The 20,808-nt window shown below is 70.2% G+C and carries 20 protein-coding genes; 10 read left to right on the forward strand and 10 right to left on the reverse strand.

Translation table 11 applies throughout. The features are described 5' to 3' along the window. Nucleotides 1-93 precede the first annotated feature (93 nt). From G6O68_RS29205 to G6O68_RS29235, 7 genes are all read right to left on the reverse strand, one after another. A complete protein-coding gene (locus tag G6O68_RS29205; RefSeq protein WP_165252855.1) occupies nucleotides 94-645 on the reverse strand; it encodes an inorganic diphosphatase in 552 nt (183 codons plus the stop codon). A 108-nt stretch (nucleotides 646-753) separates the two neighbouring features. After that, nucleotides 754-1,695, reverse strand: a complete 942-nt coding sequence (locus G6O68_RS29210) for an NAD-dependent epimerase/dehydratase family protein (protein ID WP_165252857.1) — start codon at nucleotides 1,693-1,695, stop codon at nucleotides 754-756. A gap of 162 nt (nucleotides 1,696-1,857) precedes the next feature. Then, on the reverse strand, nucleotides 1,858-1,998 hold the full coding sequence (locus tag G6O68_RS29215) for a hypothetical protein (RefSeq protein ID WP_165252859.1): 141 nt from the start codon (nucleotides 1,996-1,998) through the stop codon (nucleotides 1,858-1,860). Nucleotides 1,999-2,071: 73 nt separating this feature from the next. Next, a complete protein-coding gene (locus G6O68_RS29220) occupies nucleotides 2,072-2,314 on the reverse strand; it encodes a hypothetical protein (RefSeq protein ID WP_165252861.1) in 243 nt (80 codons plus the stop codon). After that, a complete protein-coding gene (locus G6O68_RS29225; protein WP_165252863.1) occupies nucleotides 2,311-2,889 on the reverse strand; it encodes a hypothetical protein in 579 nt (192 codons plus the stop codon). Before G6O68_RS29225 ends, G6O68_RS29220 begins: the two co-directional genes overlap by 4 nt. A 102-nt stretch (nucleotides 2,890-2,991) precedes the next feature. Next, nucleotides 2,992-3,300, reverse strand: a complete 309-nt coding sequence (locus G6O68_RS29230; protein WP_165252865.1) for a hypothetical protein — start codon at nucleotides 3,298-3,300, stop codon at nucleotides 2,992-2,994. A 261-nt stretch (nucleotides 3,301-3,561) separates the two neighbouring features. Then, entirely contained in the window at nucleotides 3,562-3,837 is a 276-nt protein-coding gene (locus G6O68_RS29235; protein WP_165252867.1) for a hypothetical protein, read from the reverse strand. A gap of 337 nt (nucleotides 3,838-4,174) precedes the next feature. Between G6O68_RS29235 and G6O68_RS29240 the strand changes: the two genes are divergently transcribed. The 4 genes from G6O68_RS29240 (at nucleotide 4,175) to G6O68_RS29255 (ending at nucleotide 7,937) form a co-directional block, all read left to right on the forward strand. After that, a complete protein-coding gene (locus G6O68_RS29240; protein ID WP_068410788.1) occupies nucleotides 4,175-4,468 on the forward strand; it encodes an EsaB/YukD family protein in 294 nt (97 codons plus the stop codon). Nucleotides 4,469-4,529: 61 nt separating this feature from the next. Continuing rightward, nucleotides 4,530-5,297, forward strand: coding sequence for a ubiquitin-conjugating enzyme E2 (locus G6O68_RS29245; protein WP_165252869.1), 768 nt, complete (start codon nucleotides 4,530-4,532; stop codon nucleotides 5,295-5,297). Between the two features lie 37 nt (nucleotides 5,298-5,334). Beyond that, nucleotides 5,335-6,540: a HesA/MoeB/ThiF family protein gene (locus G6O68_RS29250; protein WP_165252871.1), complete on the forward strand. Its 1,206-nt coding sequence runs from the start codon at nucleotides 5,335-5,337 to the stop codon at nucleotides 6,538-6,540. Then, nucleotides 6,537-7,937 carry a Mov34/MPN/PAD-1 family protein gene (locus G6O68_RS29255; protein WP_165252873.1) on the forward strand — a complete coding sequence of 467 codons (1,401 nt, stop codon included), beginning with the start codon at nucleotides 6,537-6,539 and terminating at the stop codon, nucleotides 7,935-7,937. The genes G6O68_RS29250 and G6O68_RS29255 overlap by 4 nt, the downstream gene beginning before the upstream one ends. 18 nt (nucleotides 7,938-7,955) lie before the next feature. On the opposite strand, the gene G6O68_RS29260 is transcribed toward G6O68_RS29255, so the two are convergent. Further along, a complete protein-coding gene (locus tag G6O68_RS29260; protein WP_165252875.1) occupies nucleotides 7,956-9,881 on the reverse strand; it encodes a tetratricopeptide repeat protein in 1,926 nt (641 codons plus the stop codon). Nucleotides 9,882-10,377: 496 nt separating this feature from the next. On the opposite strand from G6O68_RS29260, the gene G6O68_RS29265 reads away from it, so the two are divergent. From G6O68_RS29265 to G6O68_RS29285, 5 genes are all read left to right on the forward strand, one after another. After that, nucleotides 10,378-11,610 (forward strand): hypothetical protein, encoded by a 1,233-nt coding sequence (locus G6O68_RS29265; protein WP_165252877.1) that lies wholly within the window; start codon nucleotides 10,378-10,380, stop codon nucleotides 11,608-11,610. Between the two features lie 101 nt (nucleotides 11,611-11,711). Further along, nucleotides 11,712-11,981 carry a DUF2007 domain-containing protein gene (locus G6O68_RS29270; protein WP_165252879.1) on the forward strand — a complete coding sequence of 90 codons (270 nt, stop codon included), beginning with the start codon at nucleotides 11,712-11,714 and terminating at the stop codon, nucleotides 11,979-11,981. A gap of 43 nt (nucleotides 11,982-12,024) precedes the next feature. Then, nucleotides 12,025-13,149, forward strand: a complete 1,125-nt coding sequence (locus tag G6O68_RS29275; RefSeq protein ID WP_165252912.1) for a glycosyltransferase family 4 protein — start codon at nucleotides 12,025-12,027, stop codon at nucleotides 13,147-13,149. A 389-nt stretch (nucleotides 13,150-13,538) separates the two neighbouring features. Beyond that, complete coding sequence (locus G6O68_RS29280; RefSeq protein ID WP_165252881.1) at nucleotides 13,539-14,924, forward strand: MBL fold metallo-hydrolase RNA specificity domain-containing protein; 1,386 nt, start codon at nucleotides 13,539-13,541, stop codon at nucleotides 14,922-14,924. Nucleotides 14,925-15,260: 336 nt separating this feature from the next. Further along, complete coding sequence (locus tag G6O68_RS29285) at nucleotides 15,261-15,962, forward strand: type 1 glutamine amidotransferase domain-containing protein (RefSeq protein WP_165252883.1); 702 nt, start codon at nucleotides 15,261-15,263, stop codon at nucleotides 15,960-15,962. Nucleotides 15,963-15,972: 10 nt separating this feature from the next. On the opposite strand, the gene G6O68_RS29290 is transcribed toward G6O68_RS29285, so the two are convergent. Both G6O68_RS29290 and G6O68_RS29295 read right to left on the reverse strand, forming a co-directional pair. Further along, the gene (locus G6O68_RS29290; protein ID WP_165252885.1) at nucleotides 15,973-16,884 is read right to left on the reverse strand and encodes an alpha/beta hydrolase family protein; all 912 of its coding nucleotides are present in this window, start codon (nucleotides 16,882-16,884) and stop codon (nucleotides 15,973-15,975) included. Between the two features lie 244 nt (nucleotides 16,885-17,128). Next, complete coding sequence (locus G6O68_RS29295) at nucleotides 17,129-19,318, reverse strand: DUF2961 domain-containing protein (RefSeq protein WP_165252887.1); 2,190 nt, start codon at nucleotides 19,316-19,318, stop codon at nucleotides 17,129-17,131. 233 nt (nucleotides 19,319-19,551) lie between these two features. Here G6O68_RS29295 and G6O68_RS29300 point away from each other — a divergent pair, with 233 nt between their 5' ends. Then, the gene (locus tag G6O68_RS29300; protein ID WP_165252889.1) at nucleotides 19,552-20,505 is read left to right on the forward strand and encodes a DUF1559 domain-containing protein; all 954 of its coding nucleotides are present in this window, start codon (nucleotides 19,552-19,554) and stop codon (nucleotides 20,503-20,505) included. The last annotated feature ends 303 nt before the right edge of the window (nucleotides 20,506-20,808 follow it).

Consider the following 20,808-nt stretch of genomic DNA (forward strand, 5'->3'; position numbering starts at 1 on the left):
GGGGTGCGCGAACGAAGCCAACCTCCGGCGGAATGGGCCGGCCCCCCCCCCGACGCCGGCGGGGGCGGGGGGGAGGGCCGAATTCGGGGTGGCTCAGTGCTTGTGGTGAAAGCCGCGGCGGCGCTGGGCGCTGTAGCGCTGGAGGGAGTCCTCGATGACGGGGCGGGCGGTGTCGGCGGACTGGATCTCGTCGACCTCGACGGACTTGCCCTCCAGGTACTTGTAGTCCTGGAAGAACCGGCGGAGCATCATCAGGCGGTGGGGGGGGAGTTCGGCGGCCTCGCGGAAGCTGTTGAACTCGGGGTCGCCGACGGCGACGGCCAGGATCTTGTGGTCCTTCTTGCCGGCGTCGACCATCGTCATCAGGCCGATCGCGCGGGCCGTGACCAGGGTCATCGGCGCGACGGCCTCCTGGCAGAGGACCAGGACGTCGAGCGGGTCGTCGTCCTCGGCGTAGGTCTGGGGGATGAACCCGTAGTTGGCCGGGTAGTAGACCGCCGAGTAGAGGACGCGGTCGAGCCGGAGCATGCCGGTCTGCTTGTCCAGCTCGTACTTGACGCTGGATCCCATCGGGATCTCGATCAGCGCGTTGAACTCCAGCGGCAGGTGCTCGCCGGGGGTGACGTCGTGCCAGGGGTGCATCATGGGACGGATCCGGGTCCGGAAGTGGGGGAAGGACGAGGCGTTCGGTCTGTCGGACGGGGACGCGGGCGGCGAGTCTACGCCAAACCCGGCGTCCCGTCCATCGCCCGGTCAGTGGCGTTCGTCGACGGCTTCGGCCTGGTGGCGGGGGGCGAAGGCGTCGTCTTCGGGGAGATAGCCGAGGACCTCGGCCGCGTCGGTGAGATCCCAGACGCCGCCATGGTTGCGCGAGACGCCGTTGACGACCAGGACCAGGCGGTCCTCGATCTCGGCCTCGACGGCCGCGTCGAACAGCCGGACGAGGTCGCCGTTGGAGAGCCAGCGCTTCTTGTCCCAGTCGTCCGCCAGGGCCTCGGGACGGTTCGCGCCGGGCTGGACGACGCCCAACCGCAGCGCGATGAAGGTGACGTCGAAGGCGCGGGCCAGGCTCCTGCCGAACCGCTCGCCGGCGAACTTCATGGCCCCGTAGGCGCCGCCCGGTTTCGGCGGCAGGTCGGTCGAGATCAGCTCGGGAGGGTCCTGGCGCCAACCGGCCATGACCTGCACCGAGCTGGCGAAGACCACCCGCTCGACCCCGGCCAGGGCGGCGGCGTTGAAGACGTTCGCCAGGACGTCCAGGTTGGGCCCGACGAGGTCGGCCAGCTCGGCCGATTCGTCCGTCTCGCCCGCCAGGTGGACCACGGTGTCGACGTCGTGGAAGTGGGTGGTCCAGTCCTCGTCGAAGGCGCCGAGATCGGCCTTGAAGACCTCGGGGTCGTCCTCGCCGGGGTCGGCGTCGAGCAGGATCAGGTCGTACACGTCCTCCCAGGCGACGCGCAGCTTGCGGCCGAGGTCGCCGCAGGCCCCGGTGATGAGCACCGTCCGGGCCTCGTCGTCGACGTCGAAATCGTCGAGTTCCGCGTCCGGGTCGAAGCCTTCCTCGTCCTCGACGAAGGCGTCCTCCTGGTCGAGGATCGTCAGGCCCCCCTGGGGCGGGGCCTGGGGGCGCGGGTCCTCGGCCGGAACGTCGGGTTCGTCGTCGCCCGTCGGTTCGATCGTCGGGTCGGGCTGCATGATCCGGGTCCTCTCTCGGCTCGGAGCGGGCCTTTGCTGTCCGCGGCGCGGCCTGGTTCCGGGACGAAAACCCCAATCTACCACATCCCTCCCGCCCCCGCATCGGGCGCGCGGGGAAATGGGGGGTGCGCGGACCCTCGGCGGGGGGCTTTCGGAGCCGCGTCATTCGAGGACGACGCACTCGCTCCCCGCGTCGGGATCGCTCGCACGGCCGGGATCCAGGGAGTCCCGATCCAGCCGGAGCGAGCCGTCCTTCCAGGAGTAGGCCTCCACGTGGAAGTCCCGGACTGGGCCACCTCCCATCCCCCTCCCCGCCGGAGCGGGTTGCGGGGGACATGCCGCGAAATAATCCGAAAGTCGGCGGACGGCGGCCCCATCAATGGGCGGGTACGGCATACACGCCCTTCGTAGGATCGCGTTTCCGATCGGGGTCCGGGTAGCTCCGCTCCAGCGTCAGCCGGTCGTCCTTGAACGAGTACTCCTCGATCAACTTGTCCCGCACGATCATCGACTCGTAGTACTCGTTTCTGGCCGCGGGATTGACCTCGACGAGAGCCCACCAGCCGCTGGGGATCGGCCGGACTTGACGGATCCAGAGACTCCAACCGCAACGGATCAAGGGGCCGATGGTTCATACTCCGTCGGATCAGTCCCCAGTTTCGGGATCGGGATCGACACCAGGCCCCTGGGGAACGTAGCGGCGCGATCCGGGTTTTCCGGACGATCGGCTTTGATCGTCCGCTGGGCCTCCTTGACCAGCTCCCTCTCTTCGGGGGTGATCGTTTTCACGTCGTCGGCGTGGAAACCCAAGACGACGTTGACATGGAACTGGTCCTCGTCGTAGGGCTTGATCGTGAACCCACTATCATAGAACGGACGCCCTTTCGGTCCTCGCCGAATGAACTTCTCCCCCGGCTCTTGATAAAGCCGCAAGCGTTCCGCGCGGGTGAGGTAGGATCGGTCCATCGGCAAGATGTATTTGTTCGGCTTGAGTGGACCCACGGGAACGAGCGGTCCGGCCCCTTCATCTCGCGGACGGGGCGGGGGCTCCTCGTCCGACGGACGACGCGACGGCTCTTCACGCGGGACCTCGCGCTGGGGTGCCGCGCCGACAGTTCGCCACCCCCACCCGGCGAGACCGATCGAGGCGGAGGCGGCCGCGACGACGGCGACCGATTTGAACGCCCAAGGCATCGCATGTCCTCCCTCAATCTCTCCGGAGTTCCCACTGGAACCACGAAGTCTTAACCATCGTCCAGGAAAGCGTGTTGAGAAGGACATCGAAATCCACCCGAATCACGTCCCCTCCGACCAGAGCCGTGAGCGTCCATTTATCTCTTGTCCGTAGGTGACGAACGTGGTGCCGACGAGGATCGTGTTCCAGTTCACCCCCACGCCGCCGAGATGGTCGTGGCCGACGGCGACCTGATCGAAAAGGGCACCGTTCGGCAGGCGGAATGACGTGGTCGGGCCATTGGCTGGGAACCAATCAGGATTGAAGACCTTGATTCCACCGTTGAAATCGATGAAAAACGGAATCCGCTCCTGGATCATCCCGCTGGCGTAGACTCCGAGCTTCCCGCTCGAGGAGGTCACGTCGCTCATCACCTCGGTCGACGAACCGAGAAAAATCGGCGTGTCGAATCCGGCGAAGGGGGTCGCCGTGGTCGGGGGTGAGACGGTGGCCGTGGCCGTATAGGTCGTGGGCGGGGGAGGCGGAGCTGAGGGATTGGTCGAGGTGTAGGTCGTGACGGCTCTGATCTGGTAGACGCCGGGGACTGGGAGGTAGACAGTCGCGGATGTGTTCGTCTTGATGGGAGGGGTCGTGAGGGGCGACGTGAATCCGCCGTAGCTGATGGTATAAGTTCATGTCGTGCCGGCGATCATGAATCCGCCGAAATTGTCGACCGACAGGGTGGCCAACACCCCCCGGCCGAGGGTGGGTGTCGCGAACGACAGGGTGATGCCGGAGACCCACTGCATCGGTTGGACGATAGGTCCCAGTTCGTCTGGAGGGATCGGCCCGACGAAGTCGACGGGATAGAAAGACTGGGTCATTGCCGGGACGACGGACGATAGCTGAATGCGGGTCTCCAGCAGCTCGCATCCGGGGATGCAGCGACGAGATCTCGACGTGATCATGGGCGAGATCGAGAAGAGGGTCGAGACGGCCCGAACGGGCCGGAGGCCTATCCACATGAGATCAAGATTTGAGCAATTGATCACAAAGTATCGAGCGGTTCGGGCACCTGCAAGGGGGTGCCAGGATTCTTCTGAAAAATTAAGCGACCGACGAAGCTTCGCGAACGAGAGTCCGGCCGCGAGAGGCCCTTCCGCCCGTGGTGGTCAAACGTTATCTTCATGGTGGGATGGACGCGGACGGGGCGGCCGCCCCCGGGGCCGCGAGCGGGGAATCCGCGCGGTCCGGGGCCAATATCGGCGGGCGGCGGGCGAAAGGCATGTGGGAGGTATCCTGATCATGTCATACGGCGGAACGAGCGATCCTACGGGTGTGCAGGTGACGTTCTTGGACCAGACCGGCGCCAAGTCCGTGAAGGCGGTGATCGCGTTCACCGTCCCCGTCAGCCGAATCATCCCGAACATCATCACCAAGATGAACCTGCCGGCCACGAGCCCCGACGGCCAGCCGATGAGCTACGCCCTCGACCACAAGGAAGGGGGGCGGCGGCTGCTGGAGAACTGGAACCTCGTCGACGCCGGCATCCGCGACGGCGACCACCTGATCGTCTATCCCGAGGTCGTCGCCGGCTGAACCGGGGCGGTCGACGGGCGGGCGCGAGGGCGGTCGGGCGCGACGAGACGGATCCACGAACATGCATGAATCGCCAAGACTCCGGCGGCTCCGCAACGACCTGGCGGCCCTCGAGCGCCTCCGCGCCGAGAGCACCGTCTTCGACTTCCGCGCCCAGGGCGACCCCCCGCACCACTACCGGATCCACTTCCGGGGCCGGGGGCTCCAGCGCGACGACGGCAAGGTGAAGTTCGCCGCGGCGCACCAGGTCGAGATCAAGCTCGGCTCGTCGTACCCGCGGTCGATCCCCGAGATCCGCTGGCTGACGCCGGTGTACCATCCCAACATCTCCGAGATCGGGATGGTCTGCCTCGGCGGCTACGGGACGCACTGGGTCCCCAGCGTCCAGCTCGACGAGCTGTGCAACATGCTCTGGGACATGGCCCGCTACCACAACTACGACGTCCGGAGCCCCTACAACCGCGACGCCGCCCTCTGGGCCGGCAACCAGACCGCCATCCCCTTCCCCACCGACCCGCGCCCGCTCCGGGACGTCCGCGAGGCCCGGGGCCGCGTCGAGATCGAAGGCGACGCCCACCCCGCCCCCGCGCCGGCCCCGAGGGCCGACGCCGGCTCGGGGATCCGCGGCCTGCTGGGCGGCGCGAGCGACGCCGCGGCCGGGCGCGTCCGCCGGTTCCTCGACTGGCGCAACCGGCCGATCGACGAGCCCGCCCCCGGCCCGGCCCCGGACGACGGGGTCGTGATCCTGGAGACGACGGTCGACGCCGCCGTCGCCGGCGACCCCCCGCCGGCCCCCCGCAACGAGGGCGACATCCTCTTCATCGACTGAGCGCGAGCCGAGCCGGCCCGGCCGGGACGAGAGGCCCATGACCACGCAGCCGCCCCCCACGACCGACGAGCCCCCGCTGCGCATCGACGACGACGACCGCTACGGACGGCTCCGCCTGATCTCGTGGTGGCGGCAGGAGCGGCTCGCCGCCGCCCGGATCCTCGTCGTCGGCGCCGGAGCGTTGGGGAACGAGGTCCTCAAGAACCTCGCCCTGGTGGGCCTGGGGACCACCTACGTCGTCGACCTCGACGAGGTCGAACCCTCCAACCTCTCGCGATCGGTCCTCTTCCGGGCCGAGGACGGCGGCCGGCCCAAGGCCGAGGTCGCCGCCCGCCGCGCCGCCGAGCTGAACCCCGAGGTCGCCTTCATCCCGATCCACGGCGACGTGATCACCGACGTCGGCCTCGGGCTGTTCGCCCACGTCGACCTGGTGATCGGCTGCCTGGACAACCGCGAGGCCCGGCTCTGGGTCAACCGCCAGTGCTGGAAGGTGGGCGTCCCTTGGATCGACGCCGGCATCCAGGAGATCCAGGGGGTGGTGAAGGTCTTCACCCCGCCGGCCTCCGCCTGCTACGAATGCACGATGACCGAGCGCGACTACCAGCTCCTCAACCTGCGGTACAGCTGCCCGCTCCTGAAGCGGGACGAGATCCTGGCCGGCAAGGTCCCCACCGCGCCGACGATCGCCTCGATGATGGCGGCGCTGCAGGTCCAGGAGGCGCTCAAGCTGCTGCACGGCATGGCCGTCTCGGCGGGGACGGCCCTGGTCTTCAACGGCGTCGGCAACCAGTTCTACACGACCAAGCTGCCGTACCGCGAGGACTGCCTGAGCCACGAGACTTACCCCAAGCCGACCGGGATCGACCTGGGCCGATCGGCGACCGTCCGCGCCCTGTTCGACGCCGCCGCCCACGAGGGCCTGGAGGGGCCGATGTCGCTCGGGCTCGACCGCGAGCTGGTGGAGGCGGTGGAGTGCCCCCGCTGCGACGGCCGCCGCGAGGTGATGCGGCCGAGGACCCGGGTCCGCCAGGCGGAGGCCCTCTGCCCCGACTGCCGCGAGGAAGGACGGCCGGTCGTCCTGAGCGCGATCGCCGAGGACTCGCCGCTGGCGGGGCGGACGCTGGCCGAGGTCGGCATCCCGCCGTTCGACGTGGTCCGGGTCGACGGCGGGGGCGAGTCCCGCTTCTTCCTCCTGGAAGCCGACCGCGAGGGCCTCGCGGCCGGCGGGGGGGGCGTGCCGTGAGCGGCGACGAGATGGTCTTCGGCGAGGTCCGGTTCCGCGAGCCGACCCGGGTCAGGCGGCCCGACCGCGACCCGAGGTTCGCCTGCGTCGCCTGCCAGTCCCCCGGCCCCGACGACCTCCCCATCTTCCTCGACCGCGCCCCGGCCGACCTGATCGAGCGGCACGCGCTGTCCGACACCTCCGTCGAGCTGGGGGGCGTGCTGCTGGGGAAGGAGTGCGTCGACCCGGACGGCGGCCGGCCGTTCGTCTGGATCACCCAGGCGCTGGAGGCCAAGCACTACGCCAACACCCAGGCCAGCTTCACCTACACCCACGACTCCTGGGAGGAGATCACCCGCGAGCGCGAGCGGCTCCACCCGGACCTGGACGTGGTGGGCTGGTATCACACCCACCCGAGCTTCGGCATCTTCCTGTCCCATCACGACCTGTTCATCCATCAGAATTTCTTCTCGCAGCCGCTGCAGACCGCCTACGTCGTCGACCCGATCCAGGGGACGCGCGGATTCTTCCGGTGGCTCGACGGCCGGATGGTGCAGGTGGCCGGCTTCTGGCTCTGCGCGGAGCGATCCGAGCGGGTGGCCCTCTCGCGGCTGGTCGACCAGATGGAGAACCTCCCCGTCGCGGCCGGCGTCGGCTCCGGCGCGACCCTGTCCCCTCGCCTCGAGGCGGAGCTGCTCAAGATGATGAATCGACCCGCCCCCCCCCTCGGCGGCCCGGGCGACCGCCTGGCCCTCGCCGCGCTCGGCGGACTGCTCGGAGCCCTGCTCCTCGTCCTGGTCGCGGCGGCCGGCTTCTGGCTGGCCCGCGTCGACGCCCGGCTCGCGGAGCAAGGCGCGGCCCTCGCGGCCCTGAAGGGCGACCTGGAGGACTCGGCGAACGCCCGCAAGGTCGCGGCCGACCTGCTGCTGGAGAAGGTCGGCGGCGAGACGCCGGAGCTGTTCGTGGCGCGGTACGAGACCCTCGCCCGGTCGCGCGACGACGCCCGCCGCCAGCTCGCCGCACAGCAGTCGGTGAACGAGGCCCTGGGCGTCCGCGTGAAGGACCTCGCGACCCTCTCCGCCTCGCTTCAGGGGGAGCTGGAGGCCGCGAGGAAGACCCTGACGAGCTACGAGGCCGACGCCAAGGAGGCCCCCAAGCTCCGCGAGCGGGTCGTCGAGCTGGAGCGATCCGCCGACGAGGACCGCCGCGAGATCCAGGACCAGCGCGCGATCCTCGCCACCGCCGAGGGAATCAAGGCGAACGAGGCCCACGTCGAGCTGGGCCGCTACCGCCTGCTGAGCTTCGCCGGGGCCCTGTCGAGCCTGCTGCTGGCGCTCGCGGCCGTCTTCTTCTACTACCGCGCCCTGCCGGCCCAGGCCAGCCGCGCCCCCGAGGCCGACGCCCGCCGGGGCGCCTGAAGCGGGCGGTGGCGAGGCTCAGGCCAGCGCGGCCTGCGCCTCGGCGATCAGCTCGTCCAGGGTCGGGTCGAACCCGCCGCGATCCTCGTGCCAGCGGGCGGCCTCGACGACCCAGCGGGCGGCCTCCTCCTTGAGCCCCGCGCGGGCCTCGCCGATGGCGAGGACGGCCATGTCGTAGCCGTTCCAGGCCGAGTCCAGCTCCATCGACCGTCGGGCCGAGGTCGCGGCCCCCGCGTGGTCGCCGGCCCGGCAGAGGGCCAGGGCCAGGGTGTTCCAGTAGGTCGGGTCGTCCGGCGAGGCCGCGACGGCCTCGCGGGCGAGCTCGGCGGCGAACCCGCGCTCGTCGATCCCGGGGTCCGGCCGGGTGGCCAGGAGCCAGGCCAGGTCGTTGAGGCAGTCGAGCCGGAGCCGGGCCGCCGACGCGTCGGAAGGATCCACCTCCAGTCGGCCGGCGAGAAGCTCCAGGGCGTGGCGACGGGCGGCGGCGGCCTCGTCGAGGTCGCCCGCGGCCCGCGAGGACCGCGCCATCGCGATGTATCGCGAGGCCAGCCGGACCTCGAGCGGGGCCTCGGGCGCGGGCCCCGAGGACGCGCCGGCGAGCGCGGCTCGGACCGCCGCCTCGTCCCCGGCGGACTCGACCGACCCCCCGTCTCCTGACCGCAGCCGTGCGACCAGGCCGCCGGCGGCCACCGCGTACGCCGCGTTCGGAAACGCGTTCAGCAGGCAGTCGATCGAGTAGATCCCGAGGAAGGCGGAGATCGCCGCCATCGTCCCCAGATCGGGCTCGGTCCAGCGACGCGCGGGGTATCGCAGGGTGAACATCAAGGCGGGCCCCAGAAGGAGCCCCTGAAAGGAGAGAAGGCCCACGAACCCCGACGTGCCGAAGAAGATGATCCAGAGCCCGTCGGTGATCGTGAGGTCCTTGCCGCTGTCGCTGTAGACGCGCGACCGCCCCCACCCTCCCCAGCCCAGGATTGGCCGCTCCATCGCCTTGCGGACCAGGAGGTCCTCGTTCTGGAACCGGAACTCCAGGGACTGCGCGCGGGCCCGGTCGAAGTTCTGGGAGAGGAACGAGATCAGGGGGCGGTAGTCCCAGGTGTTCATGCCCCGGACGCCGACGTAGACGAACGTCGCGGCGATCAGCGCGAGCATGGGCAGCCGGGTGTTGAAGCGGGTGGAGAGCCAGAGCACCGCCACCCCCACGCCCAGCAGCCCGATCGCGCCGCTGGCCCGGCAGAGGACCGTCGTGAGCAGCAGCAACGGCAGCCAGAACCGGCCGAAGGAGAGGCCCAGGAGGCGGTCGAGATTCCGCGAACGCCACAGCCAGAGGGCGCAAAGGCTCGTGACCGACATCCACATGCCCAGCTCGAGCCCTCGGGAGAGGAACACGCGAGGACGCGCACCGCCGAGCCTCACGTCCTCGTAGAACCGCAGGGCGTAGACCTTCGAGGCGATGATCGGCGAGATGGTCATCTCGATCCAGCAGAGCGGCATGTAGATCAGGCCGCCGACGACGATCCCGACCGTGAGGTCGCGCAGGCTCGCGGCGTCGCTGAAGTGGATCCGGCCCACCAGGTAGGGCAGGCCCCAGTAGTTGAGGACCCCGATGCAGGTCGACAGCCCGTCATACGGCCCCAGGCCGTTCACGAGCGACGTCGCCATCGAGCTCGTGCAGAAGATCACCACCGGGATGTCCAGCGGCGAGAACCTCAGCGCGGCGAACCGATCCGGGCAGAAGATCAGGCTGGCGAGCAGGATGCCCCAGGTGAAGGCGGAGACCTTCGAGTAGTCGGGCAGGCCGCCGAGCGGGATGGACGACGGCGGCAGGAACAACCACGCGCCCACGATCGCGGTGACGACGGCGACGCGACGCGGGAAGACGATGAAGAGGATCAAGCAGACCGGTACCCAGGCGATCAGGGCGACGGGGACGAGAGCTTGCACGTTCGGTCGATCCTCGATGGGGCGCCGCCGCGCGGCGAGGGGCCGTTGGATGCGAAGTCCGGCCACCGGGATGGATGGGCGGGCGGGCTCCGCGACGGACCCGTCGATGCCGCATCGCGGCCGACCTCGCCGACGGACACGCGACGGCCGGTCCATCCCACACAAGCCTAGTCCGTGCGCGGCCGGTTCGGAAGCCCTCTTGGCCCGACGAGCCCGGAGCCGCGCCGCCGGGGCGGTCGTCGTGGATCCGCGTGCGGTCGTCCCCAGCGACCCGAGGCGATGGCACGGCCGCCCGGCGCGCGGCGAATCGAAGGGACCGGGGGGGGCGGACCGGCTCGGCCTCACATTCGCTACAACCCGAAAAGTCGGCCTGGCTCCGACAACGCGGACTCCTTGGTCCGTATTGTAAACTTGTTATGATGACGAGCGGCGGCCCTGGGCATGAAGCCGTGGTGGTTCACCGGGGCCCGCCGAGCATCCTTCGAGGGAACCTACGATGCGCTCCCGTGGCTTTTGGTCGCCCGTCCTGGCGGCGACTCTCTTGGCGCTGGGCGCCGGGCGCGACGCCTCGGCGTACGACGTATGGGTCGAGACGGTGGATTGGGTTCCGACGACGAGCGTGGTGAGCAGCGTCCCGTCGTACCTCGCCACCTCCTACGTCGTGCCGACCTCCTACGTCGCCCCGACCGTCTACGCGACGGCCTACGCCACCGAAACCGTGGCGCTGGCGCCGTCGAGCTACGTCGTCCCCAGCAGCTACGTCGTGCCCACCTATTACGAGACCCGCTTCCGCCGCAGCCTGTTCGGCCGTCGCCTGATCCCGACCGGCACCCGGGCCTACTACGGGACGAGCTACACCCCCAGCTACTTCCCGACCACCCTGTACTACCCGTCGTCGTACGTCGTGCCGACGACGTTCTCCAGCGTCGCCACGGTCGTCGACCGCGGCGTGGTGGCGACCGCCTACGTCCCGCCGGCCTCCTGCTGCGGCGACGCCGTGGTCGCGCCGACCTCGATCCGCGTGATCGCCCCCGAATCGTCCACGCGGTCGGTCGCCGAGCCGACCCGCCGGGCCCCGACCGTCCGCACCGACGACGAGCTGGACGAGGCCCCCGCGCTGCCGTCGAACGTCGACCCCGTGGCCCCCGCCGCGCGGCCCCGAACGGCCCCGAGGCCGGCCCCCGCCGACGCCGGAGCTTCGAGCCCGCCCGCCCCGCAGTCGGCCGAGCGCGAGCAGTCGACGGCCCGGCCGAACGGCGGCTCCAACGCCCCCGAGCCGATCCCGGCCCCGGCCGGCCCCGCCCCGAAGGCTCCCGCGGACGGCACCCCGCCGCCGGCCGGCCCGGTCGACGACGGCCTGCTCCCCGCGCCGCAGGACACCCTGGGCTTCAACCGCCGCGAGTCGCTCCGCCCGGTCTACGACCCGGCCCGAGCCGTCGACCCGGCCACCCGCAACGTCCTGTTCGGCCGCGTCCGCGAGCGGAACAGCAGCGAGCCCGAGGAAGGCGTCCGCGTCCTGCTCTCCAACCGCACCGGCATGTTCGACGACCGGGCCGCCATGACCGACGCCTTCGGCCGGTTCGCCGTCCGCGTCCCCGACGGCGACTGGACGGTCAAGGTCGCCATGCCCAGCGGCCGCGTCTACGCCGTCAGCGAGATCACCGTGAGCAACGGCCTGATCACCGACGACGAGGGCCGGGACGTCCCCAGCCTGACCATCACCCGCTGATCGATCCGATCGGCGGCCCAGGCGGGGCGGGCCCGGCCCCCCCGCCGCCACGAACCACGCCGACGCCCCGCCCGCGGGGCGTCGGTCGAGGGAGGAATCCGATGAGCGACGATCTCCAGTTCGAAGAGGTCCGCCTCTGCGAGGTCGCCAACGAGGTGGAGGCGACCCTGGTCGTCAACCTCCTGAAGGACGACGGCATCCCCGCCCGCAGCGACGCCACCCCGGCCGGCGGCGTCTTCGGGGGCCTGCCGTTCGAATCCGGACACGGCGTCTACGTCACCTCGAACAACGCCCGGAGGGCCTTGCAGGTCCTCTCGAACTACCCGCACTTCCAGGACCTGAAGAACGTCCACGAACCGCTCAGCGACTGACCTTCCGCCGTCGCCTCCGCCCGGCCACCCCCTTCGCGTCGGCCTGGTCGTCAGCTACTTCCACCCCTTCGCCAGCGGCGCCGAGCGGCAGGCCCTGGCGCAAGGGGCCGAGTTGGCGCGGCGGGGGTTCTCGGTCCGCGTCCTCACGCGGTCGGTCCCCGGCTACCCGATCGACGACGAGGAGCATCGAGGCGTCCAGATCCATCGCTGGATCCGGACGTCCGATCGCGGCCCGCTCTTCGGCGTCTCGTACGTCGCCAGCCTCGTCCGCGCCCTCCGGCGGCTCCGGGGCGAACTGGACGTGGTCCACACTCATCAGGCCCTGTGGGAAGCGGTCTCCGCCGGCCTGGCCCGGCCCTTCCTTCGGGGCGTCCAGACCCTCGTCCAGCCCGCCAGCTCGGGCTACTACGGCGAGGCCCGGGAGCTGTTGCGGACGCGCGGGGCCCCCCTGCTCCGCCGCGCGATCCTCCGCAACACCCACTTCGCCGCCATCTCGGACGACATCGCGAACGAGTGGCTCGCGCTCGGCGTCCCGCCCGACCGCCTGTCCCGGACGGCCAGCGGCGTCGACACCGAGGTCTTCCATCCCGGCCCGAGCGCCGTCGAGGCCGAACTGCTCCCGCGCCCTCGCGTCGTCTTCACCGGCCGGCTGCACCCGCAGAAGAACCTGCCGCTCCTGCTGAACGCCTGGGTCGAGGTCGCCCGCCGTTCGCCCGCGAATCTGATCCTCGTCGGCCCCGGGAGCGACCGTCAGGCGCTGATGGACCTGACCGCCTCGCTGGGCCTGGGCGACCGCGTCCAGTTCGTCGGGGCCGTGCCGAGCCCGGCCGAGCACCTCCGCGCCGGCGACCTGTTCGTCCTCCCCAGCGTGGCCGAGGGGATGAGCAACTCGCTGCTAGAGGCGATGGCCTCGGGACTGCCGTGCGTCGTCTCCGGCGTCGGGGGCAACACCGATCTCGTCACGCCCGGCTCGAACGGCGCCCTGGTCCTCGAGCCGACCCCCGAGGCCTGGTCCGCCGCCCTGCTGTCGCTCCTCCGCGATCCCGCCGAGGCCCGCCGCCTGGGCCGCAACGCGCTCGCACGGGTCGAGGACGAGTTCTCGCTGCGGGCGGTGGTCGATCGGTACGTCGGGCTCTATCGCGACCTCATCGCGGGGGCCCGAGCCTGATGGACCGCGTCGTCGATCCACCCTGAATCTGGGGAGTGCATGTGCGATCGCGTCGCGGTCCGGGTCGGGGGATCGGCCGTTTCGGGGCCGGAAGGTCCTGGTTCGCCGCACCCTGGGGGGAGCCCGAACATCCCGACGCGGTCGATCGCGGCGGGCTCAGCCGGTTCGGTATGGCTTGATCGGATCGCTCGATCCTGTCATGATGAAATCGCTGGGAATCGCGGCGATCTCGCAAGATCCATCGGGGACGGGATTTCGATCCCCTCGCAGGGGAGGCGGTCCCGCGGCTCCCCTTCGCATGATGGACGAACGGGAATCACCGGCGATCACGGCTTCGAGGCCCGCTCGACAGGGCCTGGCCGCGGGAGCGATCGTCAGGAGGACTTGGGTTGCGAATCACGTTTCACGGGGCGACCCGACAGGTCACGGGGAGTGCGCACCTCCTGGAGATCGGCCGCTCGCGGATCCTGCTCGACTGCGGACTGTTCGACTCCGACCGGATCGACCCCGCGAGCCCCAACCGCCAGCTCCCCTTCGACCCCCAGTCGCTCGACGCCGTGGTGGTCTCGCACGCCCACAACGACCACATCGGCCGCCTCCCGTACCTGGTCAAGATGGGCTACTCCGGCCCCATCTACGTGACCCCGGCCACCGGCGACATCTGCAGCATCATGCTCCGCGACAGCGCGCGGATCCAGCGCGAGGACGTCCGGATGGCCCACATCCGCCATCCCCACGTCGAGTCCCCCGGGCCCCTGTTCGAGCAGCATGACGTGGAGTGGATGGTCGAGCGGCTGGAGCGTCTCCCTTATGAGGAGCCCCGCGAGATCGCCCCGGGCGTCTACCTGACCTACCGGGACTCCGGCCACATCCTCGGCGCAGCCATCGTCCAGATCGACTACGAGGAGGAGGGCCGGGCCCGCCGCTTCGTCTTCACCGGCGACCTCGGCCGTCGCGACACCGGGCTCCATCCCAACCCGACCATCGTCAAGGACGTGGACGTCCTGGTCACCGAGAGCACCTACGGCGGCAAGGAGCTGGAGCCCTACGAACGGCTGATGAAGCAGCTCCACGCCATCGTCGCGCGGGCGATCCGGCTCCAGGGCAAAATCGTCATCCCGGCGTTCAGCCTGGGCCGGACCCAGCGGATGGTCTACTGCCTCCAGGAGCTGTTCGCCACGACCAAGCTGCGGCCGATCCCCGTCTACGTCGACAGCCCCCTCGCCAACCGCCTGACCGAGATCCATCGCGACTACCCCGACGCCTACACTCCCGAGGCGCGGGCCCTGATGGACAAGGACCCGCTCTACTTCGGCTCCAAGTACGTCGAATACTGCCAGTCGTTCGAGGACTCCCGCCGCCTGAACTACTTGCGCGGGCCGGTGATCATCATCTCCTCCTCGGGGATGTGCGAGGCGGGCCGGATCCGCCACCACCTGCGGCACGTCGTCTCCGATCCCGAGAACGCCATCGTCATCGTCAGCTACCAGGCCGAGGGTACCCTGGGCCGGAAGTTCGCCGACGGCGTCGAGCGGGTCCAGATCCTCGACCAGTGGTACGACCTGAACGCCGCCGTCTACGTCCTCGACGGCTTCTCCGGCCACGCCGACCGCAACGACCTGGCCTGGTGGTACGAGCAGACCGGCGGCGGCATCGAGCACGGCTTCATCGTCCACGGCGAGCCTGAATCGATGGACGCCCTCGCCCCGGTCATGCAGCCGTTCGTCAAGAATCCCGTCCACATCCCCGACCTCCACGAGAGCTTCGAAGTCTGAGGCCTGCCCCCGGCCCCGGCCGGATTGGGTTCGTTCGCGCCGCCGGAAAACGAACCCATCGGCTGCAAAGTCTTTCTCGAAAAGTCTTTAAGATCGGTTTTCGTGCCCGGAAATTGGGTTCGTTCGGCGCGCTTCGCGGGTGTTTTTCGTCGCGGCCGCGGCGAGTACGCCGTATCGCCGCAGGGGCTCGCCGCGTCCCGCGCGTAGCGGTCCCTCCTGTTGACGATGGTCCGGATCGCCCGGTCCGAGAACGAATTCCTCGAATGGATCGGCGTTTGCAGGGCGAGGGTGGGAAGGCCCGACCCGCGACGGCGACCCCCACCGAGGACCCTGCTCATGGCCGCGACCAACCGAATCCTGGCAATCGTGACGAGCGCCGACGAGTATGAGAAGGCCGGCTACCGGACGGGCCTCTGGCTCGGCGAGCTGACCCACTTCACCGACGTGTTGGAGGAGGCCGGCTATACGGTCGACGTCGCCAGCCCGAAGGGGGGCAAGGTGCCGCTCGACCCGGAGAGCCTGGCCCAGGCAGTCCTGGCCCAGGGGGGGACGCTGGAGCGGTACCAGGACCGGGCCTACATGGACCGGCTCGACCGGTCGCTGAGCCTCGCCGAGGTCGACCCCGCGCGTTACGACGCGATCTACCTGACAGGCGGCCACGGCACCATGTTCGACTTCCCGGACTCGCCCGAGCTGCAAAGGCTCGTCGCCGCGTTCCACGAGGCCGGCAAGGTCGTCTCGGCCGTCTGCCACGGGCCGGGGGGCCTGCTCAACGTCAGGCTTGCCGACGGCTCGCTCCTCCTCGCCGGCCGCAAGGCGACGGGCTTCTCCTGGAACGAGGAGGCCAAGGTCCAGCGCCAGGAGGTCGTCCCGTTCAACCTCGAGGAAGAACTCCAGAGCCGGGGGGCGGAGTACTCCAAGGCCTGGTTCGCCCTCGCCAGCCACGTCGTCGAGGACGACCGCCTCATCACCGGCCAGAACCCCGCCAGCGCCGAGGGGGTCGGCCACGCCGTCCTGAAGCGGCTCCAGGCGGGCTGAGCCCGCGACGTCATTCCCGCACCAGGCGGCCTCGGAAAAAGTTCAGGGTCAGTCGGATCGCCTCGGGGACGGATGAAAAGTGATCGCCCGGCAGCTCGACCGCCTCGACGTCGAGCCCCGCCCGCGTCGCCAGGATCGCCGTACGTCGGGTCGCGCCCTGGACCCAGAACTCGTCCTCGCCGCAGTACAGGCGTACCGGATTCTGGAAGCTCGTGGCATAGGCGACGGCGGATCGGAGCCGCATCTCCGGCGGTGACGAAACGTCGAAGGGGGGCGACGTCCGGCTGACGGCGAGATAGACGCCCAGGTCCGGCGAGCCCGAGTACGACGCCGCGGCCCGGAACCGGGACGACGTCATCGCGGCGAGCAGGGCCAGGGTCCCGCCGACGCTGTGGCCGGCGAGGAACACGTTCTTCGGGTCGACGTCCGGTGCCGCGGCCAGGACCTCGGCCGCCGCCAAGACGTCGTCGACCTCGTCGTAAAACAGCGAGAAGTCCCCCGCCTGGCCGTTCTCCCCGCGCAGGACGGGCGTCATCACGACGTAACCCGCCTCCCGGAAAGGGCGGCTCATCTCCCAGTGCCCCTCCCCAAACCGGAACCCGCCGTGGAGGAAGAGCACGGCCGGGCTCCTCGTCCCCGAGGGCGAGGGGAGGCTCCGAAAGGCCGTCAAGCGACGCCCGCCCGAGGCATATTCGACCGCCCGGGCGCCGGCCGGAGGAGCCAGCCCCTCTCCCGACGAGGACGGCGAGGGCCCGCGCCGGAGCAGCCGGGTCGCGAAGCCTGACCGAGCGCGGGCGTAGTCCTCGGCTTGGAGTTCGAGCCCCGGCGTCGCGCGGGGGACGTCGAGGGCGCCGTCGCCCGCCCCACCGCAACCGAGACCGAGCGACGCGACGAAGGCGAGGGCCAGGGCGTGATGACGCATGGTCGGCGATCTCTCCTCGGATCCGTCCCCGGACGCATCTTGACAAATGTAAGATTGGGCCGCAATCCCGGCCAGGAGCCGAAGTCACGAACCGGGCGAGACCCGAGGAAGGCGGACGAGGACCGTGCAAGGCTCTGTGTCGCTGGCGGCCTCGACCCGCCGTCGCGGCGCTTCTGGATGAGCCGGCACCGGCGGTCGCCCCGGAATGACCGTGGCACGCGGGCGGGGGCGATCGCCCGCCTTGTCATCGCGGCGGCGTGAGCCTCGGCGTCACGACGCTGTAGGCCGTGTAACGGATCTCGCTCCAGGCGAGGTCCGGCAGCGGGCGGCCGGGGAGCAGCGGACGCGGGACGGGCGTGAAGCGGATGCGGACCCGGATCGCCGACCGGCCCTCGGTGAGGTCGCGGGGGATCGAAAACTCGTCGTCGCGGAAGCGCCGGTTGGAGGTCTGCACGAGGGGCTCGGGCGGGCCCAGCTCGGCCTTGGGGTTGGAGTAGTAGCAGGTGTTCGAGCCGGCCAGGTTCCAAACGCCGGCGCTTCGCCAGGGGCTGACCGCGCCGTCGGGGCCGACGTCGGCCACGTCGACCTCGGCTCGCTGATTCGGGTAGGCGTAGTCGAGCGTCCGGCGGAGCAGGACGCCGACGTTCGACGGATCGAGCTTGAGGGTGAATTCCGAAGTCCCCGTCGTCGTCCGGCCGCGCTCGGCGTGGGCGGGGAAGATCTCCCGTCCCCGGAGATGGTCGACGCCGCGCTCGTAGCGCGAGACGATCTCGACGGGGGCCGAGGCGTCGGGCGATCGGTAGTCGTGGGCCTGCTCGCTGACCTCGTCGCCGATCTCCAGCACGTCGGTCGGGATGAGCGACGGCGCGGGGAGGCCGTACCAGTAGGCGACGGTCTCGTAGTGCTGGGTCGACTCGTTCGTGCCGCCGTGTTCCAGGGTGATGCGGGCGTTCCGGCCGAAGGGCATGAGGTCGGCCAGCAGGAACCGGTAGGCCGATTCGATCCGGTCCTCGTCCGACACGGCGGATTTGGCGTCCTTCGCGCCGACGGGGTGGCCCGCGAACGGCAGAGTCATGTTGCGACCGCCCCAGTAATCGCCGCCGCCGCCCCACTCCTCGGTGCCCGTGCCGTAGGCCTGCGGCGACTTCGCGTCGTCGAAATAGAAGCGCGGATCGCCCTCCAGGGTCGTCAGGTCGGCTTCGTGCGAGAAGATGAACGAGGTGCCGACGAACGAGCCCGACCAGTCGCCGCCGCCTTCGACCTTCGTGGTGTCCAGGAGCGACAGGTCCTCGCCGGGCGTCGGCGACGGGTGGTCGACGTACGAGGCGTGGAAGTAGCCGACGTGGTTCGGCGGCCCGTCGTAAGGCTCGCGGCGGATCGACCAGCGGACGTCGACGGGTTCGGCGTCGTCCGTCCCGACCAGTTCGAACCGGGCCGACCGGAAGTAGGGCATCGGGAAGTAGCAGGCGAGGTGCACGCGGTCGGCGTCATACCGGACGTTCACCGGGAACGCCTTGACGAGGTGCTCCTTGCCCTCGCGGTTGAAGAGCGTCCCGGTGCCGAAGAAGAGGGCGACGGGCGCGTCGATCGAGGCGTCCGGCCGGCCGTCCCAGGTGACGCGGAGCCGGGCCCGGCCGAACGCCGGGGCCGAGGCCTTCGGCGCCGAGAACTCCACCACGCGAATCGTCGCAGGGGCCGATTCGATCGTCGCGATCTCGACCGCCCGCCCCTCGACCCGGACCTCGCCCCGCTCCTCGGCCAGCTCCAGGCCGGCCGTGAGGTCGGTCCCGGCGCGGTCGATCAGGGCGAGGACGGCCGGGTCCGGCGCCGACGCGCCGTCCCAGGGCGCGAGAGTCCGCGACAGCCGCGAGCCTCGGGGATAAAGGTGGTAGATATAATAACCCGTCCCGTAGTGCGTCCGGCCGTACCCCATGCGGAACGATCGGTCGAACGCGATCGGCACCCACGAGAGGTCCGCCCCCTTGGTGTCGGGCCAGGTCCAGGCCAGGGGCTTCGGGAAGGCCGCCTCGGGGAGGAAGACCGAGCCCGGAGTGGGGTGGTCCGGGTCGGCCGTGCTGGTCTCGCGGACGACGTGCGGCTTGCCGTCGACCTCGAACGTCCAGGGGCTGCCGTGCCAGTGGTTGAACCGCGCGAAATACAGGGCTCCCCGCCCCTCGACGTCGAGCGAGACGTTCAGGTCTTCCCGCTCCTGATAGAGGAAGTGCGAAGCGTCCGCCCCCTCGTTCCCGCCCGTCCGGTCGTACGTGCTCCGCATGTAAGCTCGGATACCGATGCGCTGCAACGGCCACTGGTCCCAGCGCAGGTAGGCGTCGGCCCCGACCGGGATCGTCGGCGGCTCGTCCGCTCGGCCGGTGCCGAGCGACCCGATTTCGACCGCGAGCACGAACGCAGCCACGAGCCTGCAACCGCCCATCGTCGACCTCCGCTTGCGCCTCGATCCCGGACCCCGGACCACCGTACTCGGCTCGCCGAGGCCTCGCAAGGCTCCCGACGGCTTCGAAGGCGAACGACCTGAAGAAGCATGACCGGCGGCGGACCGATGATGACCTGCGGGCGTTGCTCGGCGACGTCATCGGGTTGATCGCTCGTCTTACATCTGTAGAATAAACGAACTGGCCCCTGGACCTGTGCCATGAATTGGAGGGGATGATGGGCGACCTCGTCAGGGCCGACGGCGGCCGGCGTCGCGCGATCACTCTGATCGAGATGATGGTCGTCGTCGCGATCCTCGCCCTGCTGATGGCGCTGGCGATGCCGGCGGTCCTGGCCGCGCGAGAGGCGGCTCGGCGGGCGCAATGTCAGGGGCATCTCAAGCAGCTCGTGCTGGGCCAGCACCTTTATCATGATGCCTGGACCGCCTTCCCGCCGGGCTACCTGGGCCGGACGATCGAAGGGGCCGAGACCGGCCCCGGATGGGCCTGGGGGGCCTTGTCCTTGCCGTTCCTGGAGCAATCGGCCCTGTACGGCGGGTTGAACATGGAACATTCGGTGGAGGCGCCAGAGTCGCAAACCGTGAGGTCGACGACGCTCGCCGTCTTCCTCTGCCCGAGCGAATTCCGCACCGGCCCGGCGGCATATCACGCCGGCCGAGCGGTCCCGGGTTTGCCTGCGGACCTGGCCGCTGCGCAATACGTCGGCTGCGGCGGCTCGGGGCCGGAGGGGGGGCCGGCATCGGACGAAGTCGACGGCGTCTTCGCCCGCGACGCTTCGCGGCGGATGTTCGACGTCATCGACGGCACGTCCAACACGCTGATGATCGGCGAGCGGTCCCGAGGCCTCTCCGACGCGACCTGGGCCGGCGTCGTCCCGGACGGAGTCGTCACCGGAGCGCGACACGGGACGGACCCGTCCTGGCCGTCGCCGTCCGTCGGCGGCGTCTTCGGCATGGTGCTGGGCTTCGCCCGTCCGCCTCGGGGGGCGACGGCGCCGATCCTCGTCCTGGACTCGAATCAGGCCGGGCACGACGCGTTCCGCGGGATCCACCCCGGCGGCGTGAATTTCGCCCTCTGCGACGGCTCCGTGCGATTCCTCCGGAATACGACCCGTCCTGAACTCTTGCGTCGACTCGCGACGCACCGCGCCGGAGATTTCGCCTACTGACGCCGGTCGCCTTCGGAGCATGGCGATCGCATGCGGGGCGCGTCGATCGAGAGCCTCGGCTCGCGCTCGGCCCTCGAAGCGGAAGGGACGAGGTCCCAGGATGGTCGCCTTCGGCCGGTCTCGTGGCGGGGGAGGATCGGTGACCGCCCCGTCCGATGAGGCACCATGAAGCACCCGTGCCGTCCCGCAGACGGACTGCTGCAGGTCGTTGGGGTCGGCTCGAGCGCGGCGTCCCAGGGTGGGCGTCCCACCCCCGGGGATCGCTGGTGGACTCGTCACGCGCATAGAATCCTCTTGCATCCG

The sequence above is a fragment of the Paludisphaera soli genome (assembly GCF_011064595.1).
In the GTDB taxonomy this organism is placed as follows: domain Bacteria; phylum Planctomycetota; class Planctomycetia; order Isosphaerales; family Isosphaeraceae; genus Paludisphaera; species Paludisphaera soli.

What these genes read in the sequence shown, in the direction of transcription:
- G6O68_RS29240 (WP_068410788.1), top strand. Translation starts at nt 4,175, where the DNA reads ATGTCATACGGCGGAACGAGCGATCCTACGGGTGTGCAGGTGACGTTC.
- G6O68_RS29210 (WP_165252857.1), bottom strand. Translation starts at nt 1,695, where the DNA reads ATGCAGCCCGACCCGACGATCGAACCGACGGGCGACGACGAACCCGAC.
- G6O68_RS29290 (WP_165252885.1), bottom strand. Translation starts at nt 16,884, where the DNA reads ATGCGTCATCACGCCCTGGCCCTCGCCTTCGTCGCGTCGCTCGGTCTC.
- G6O68_RS29225 (WP_165252863.1), bottom strand. Translation starts at nt 2,889, where the DNA reads ATGCCTTGGGCGTTCAAATCGGTCGCCGTCGTCGCGGCCGCCTCCGCC.
- G6O68_RS29205 (WP_165252855.1), bottom strand. Translation starts at nt 645, where the DNA reads ATGATGCACCCCTGGCACGACGTCACCCCCGGCGAGCACCTGCCGCTG.
- G6O68_RS29245 (WP_165252869.1), top strand. Translation starts at nt 4,530, where the DNA reads ATGCATGAATCGCCAAGACTCCGGCGGCTCCGCAACGACCTGGCGGCC.
- G6O68_RS29265 (WP_165252877.1), top strand. Translation starts at nt 10,378, where the DNA reads ATGCGCTCCCGTGGCTTTTGGTCGCCCGTCCTGGCGGCGACTCTCTTG.
- G6O68_RS29270 (WP_165252879.1), top strand. Translation starts at nt 11,712, where the DNA reads ATGAGCGACGATCTCCAGTTCGAAGAGGTCCGCCTCTGCGAGGTCGCC.
- G6O68_RS29215 (WP_165252859.1), bottom strand. Translation starts at nt 1,998, where the DNA reads ATGGGAGGTGGCCCAGTCCGGGACTTCCACGTGGAGGCCTACTCCTGG.
- G6O68_RS29230 (WP_165252865.1), bottom strand. Translation starts at nt 3,300, where the DNA reads ATGAGCGACGTGACCTCCTCGAGCGGGAAGCTCGGAGTCTACGCCAGC.
- G6O68_RS29300 (WP_165252889.1), top strand. Translation starts at nt 19,552, where the DNA reads ATGATGGGCGACCTCGTCAGGGCCGACGGCGGCCGGCGTCGCGCGATC.
- G6O68_RS29235 (WP_165252867.1), bottom strand. Translation starts at nt 3,837, where the DNA reads ATGATCACGTCGAGATCTCGTCGCTGCATCCCCGGATGCGAGCTGCTG.
- G6O68_RS29295 (WP_165252887.1), bottom strand. Translation starts at nt 19,318, where the DNA reads ATGGGCGGTTGCAGGCTCGTGGCTGCGTTCGTGCTCGCGGTCGAAATC.
- G6O68_RS29285 (WP_165252883.1), top strand. Translation starts at nt 15,261, where the DNA reads ATGGCCGCGACCAACCGAATCCTGGCAATCGTGACGAGCGCCGACGAG.
- G6O68_RS29250 (WP_165252871.1), top strand. Translation starts at nt 5,335, where the DNA reads ATGACCACGCAGCCGCCCCCCACGACCGACGAGCCCCCGCTGCGCATC.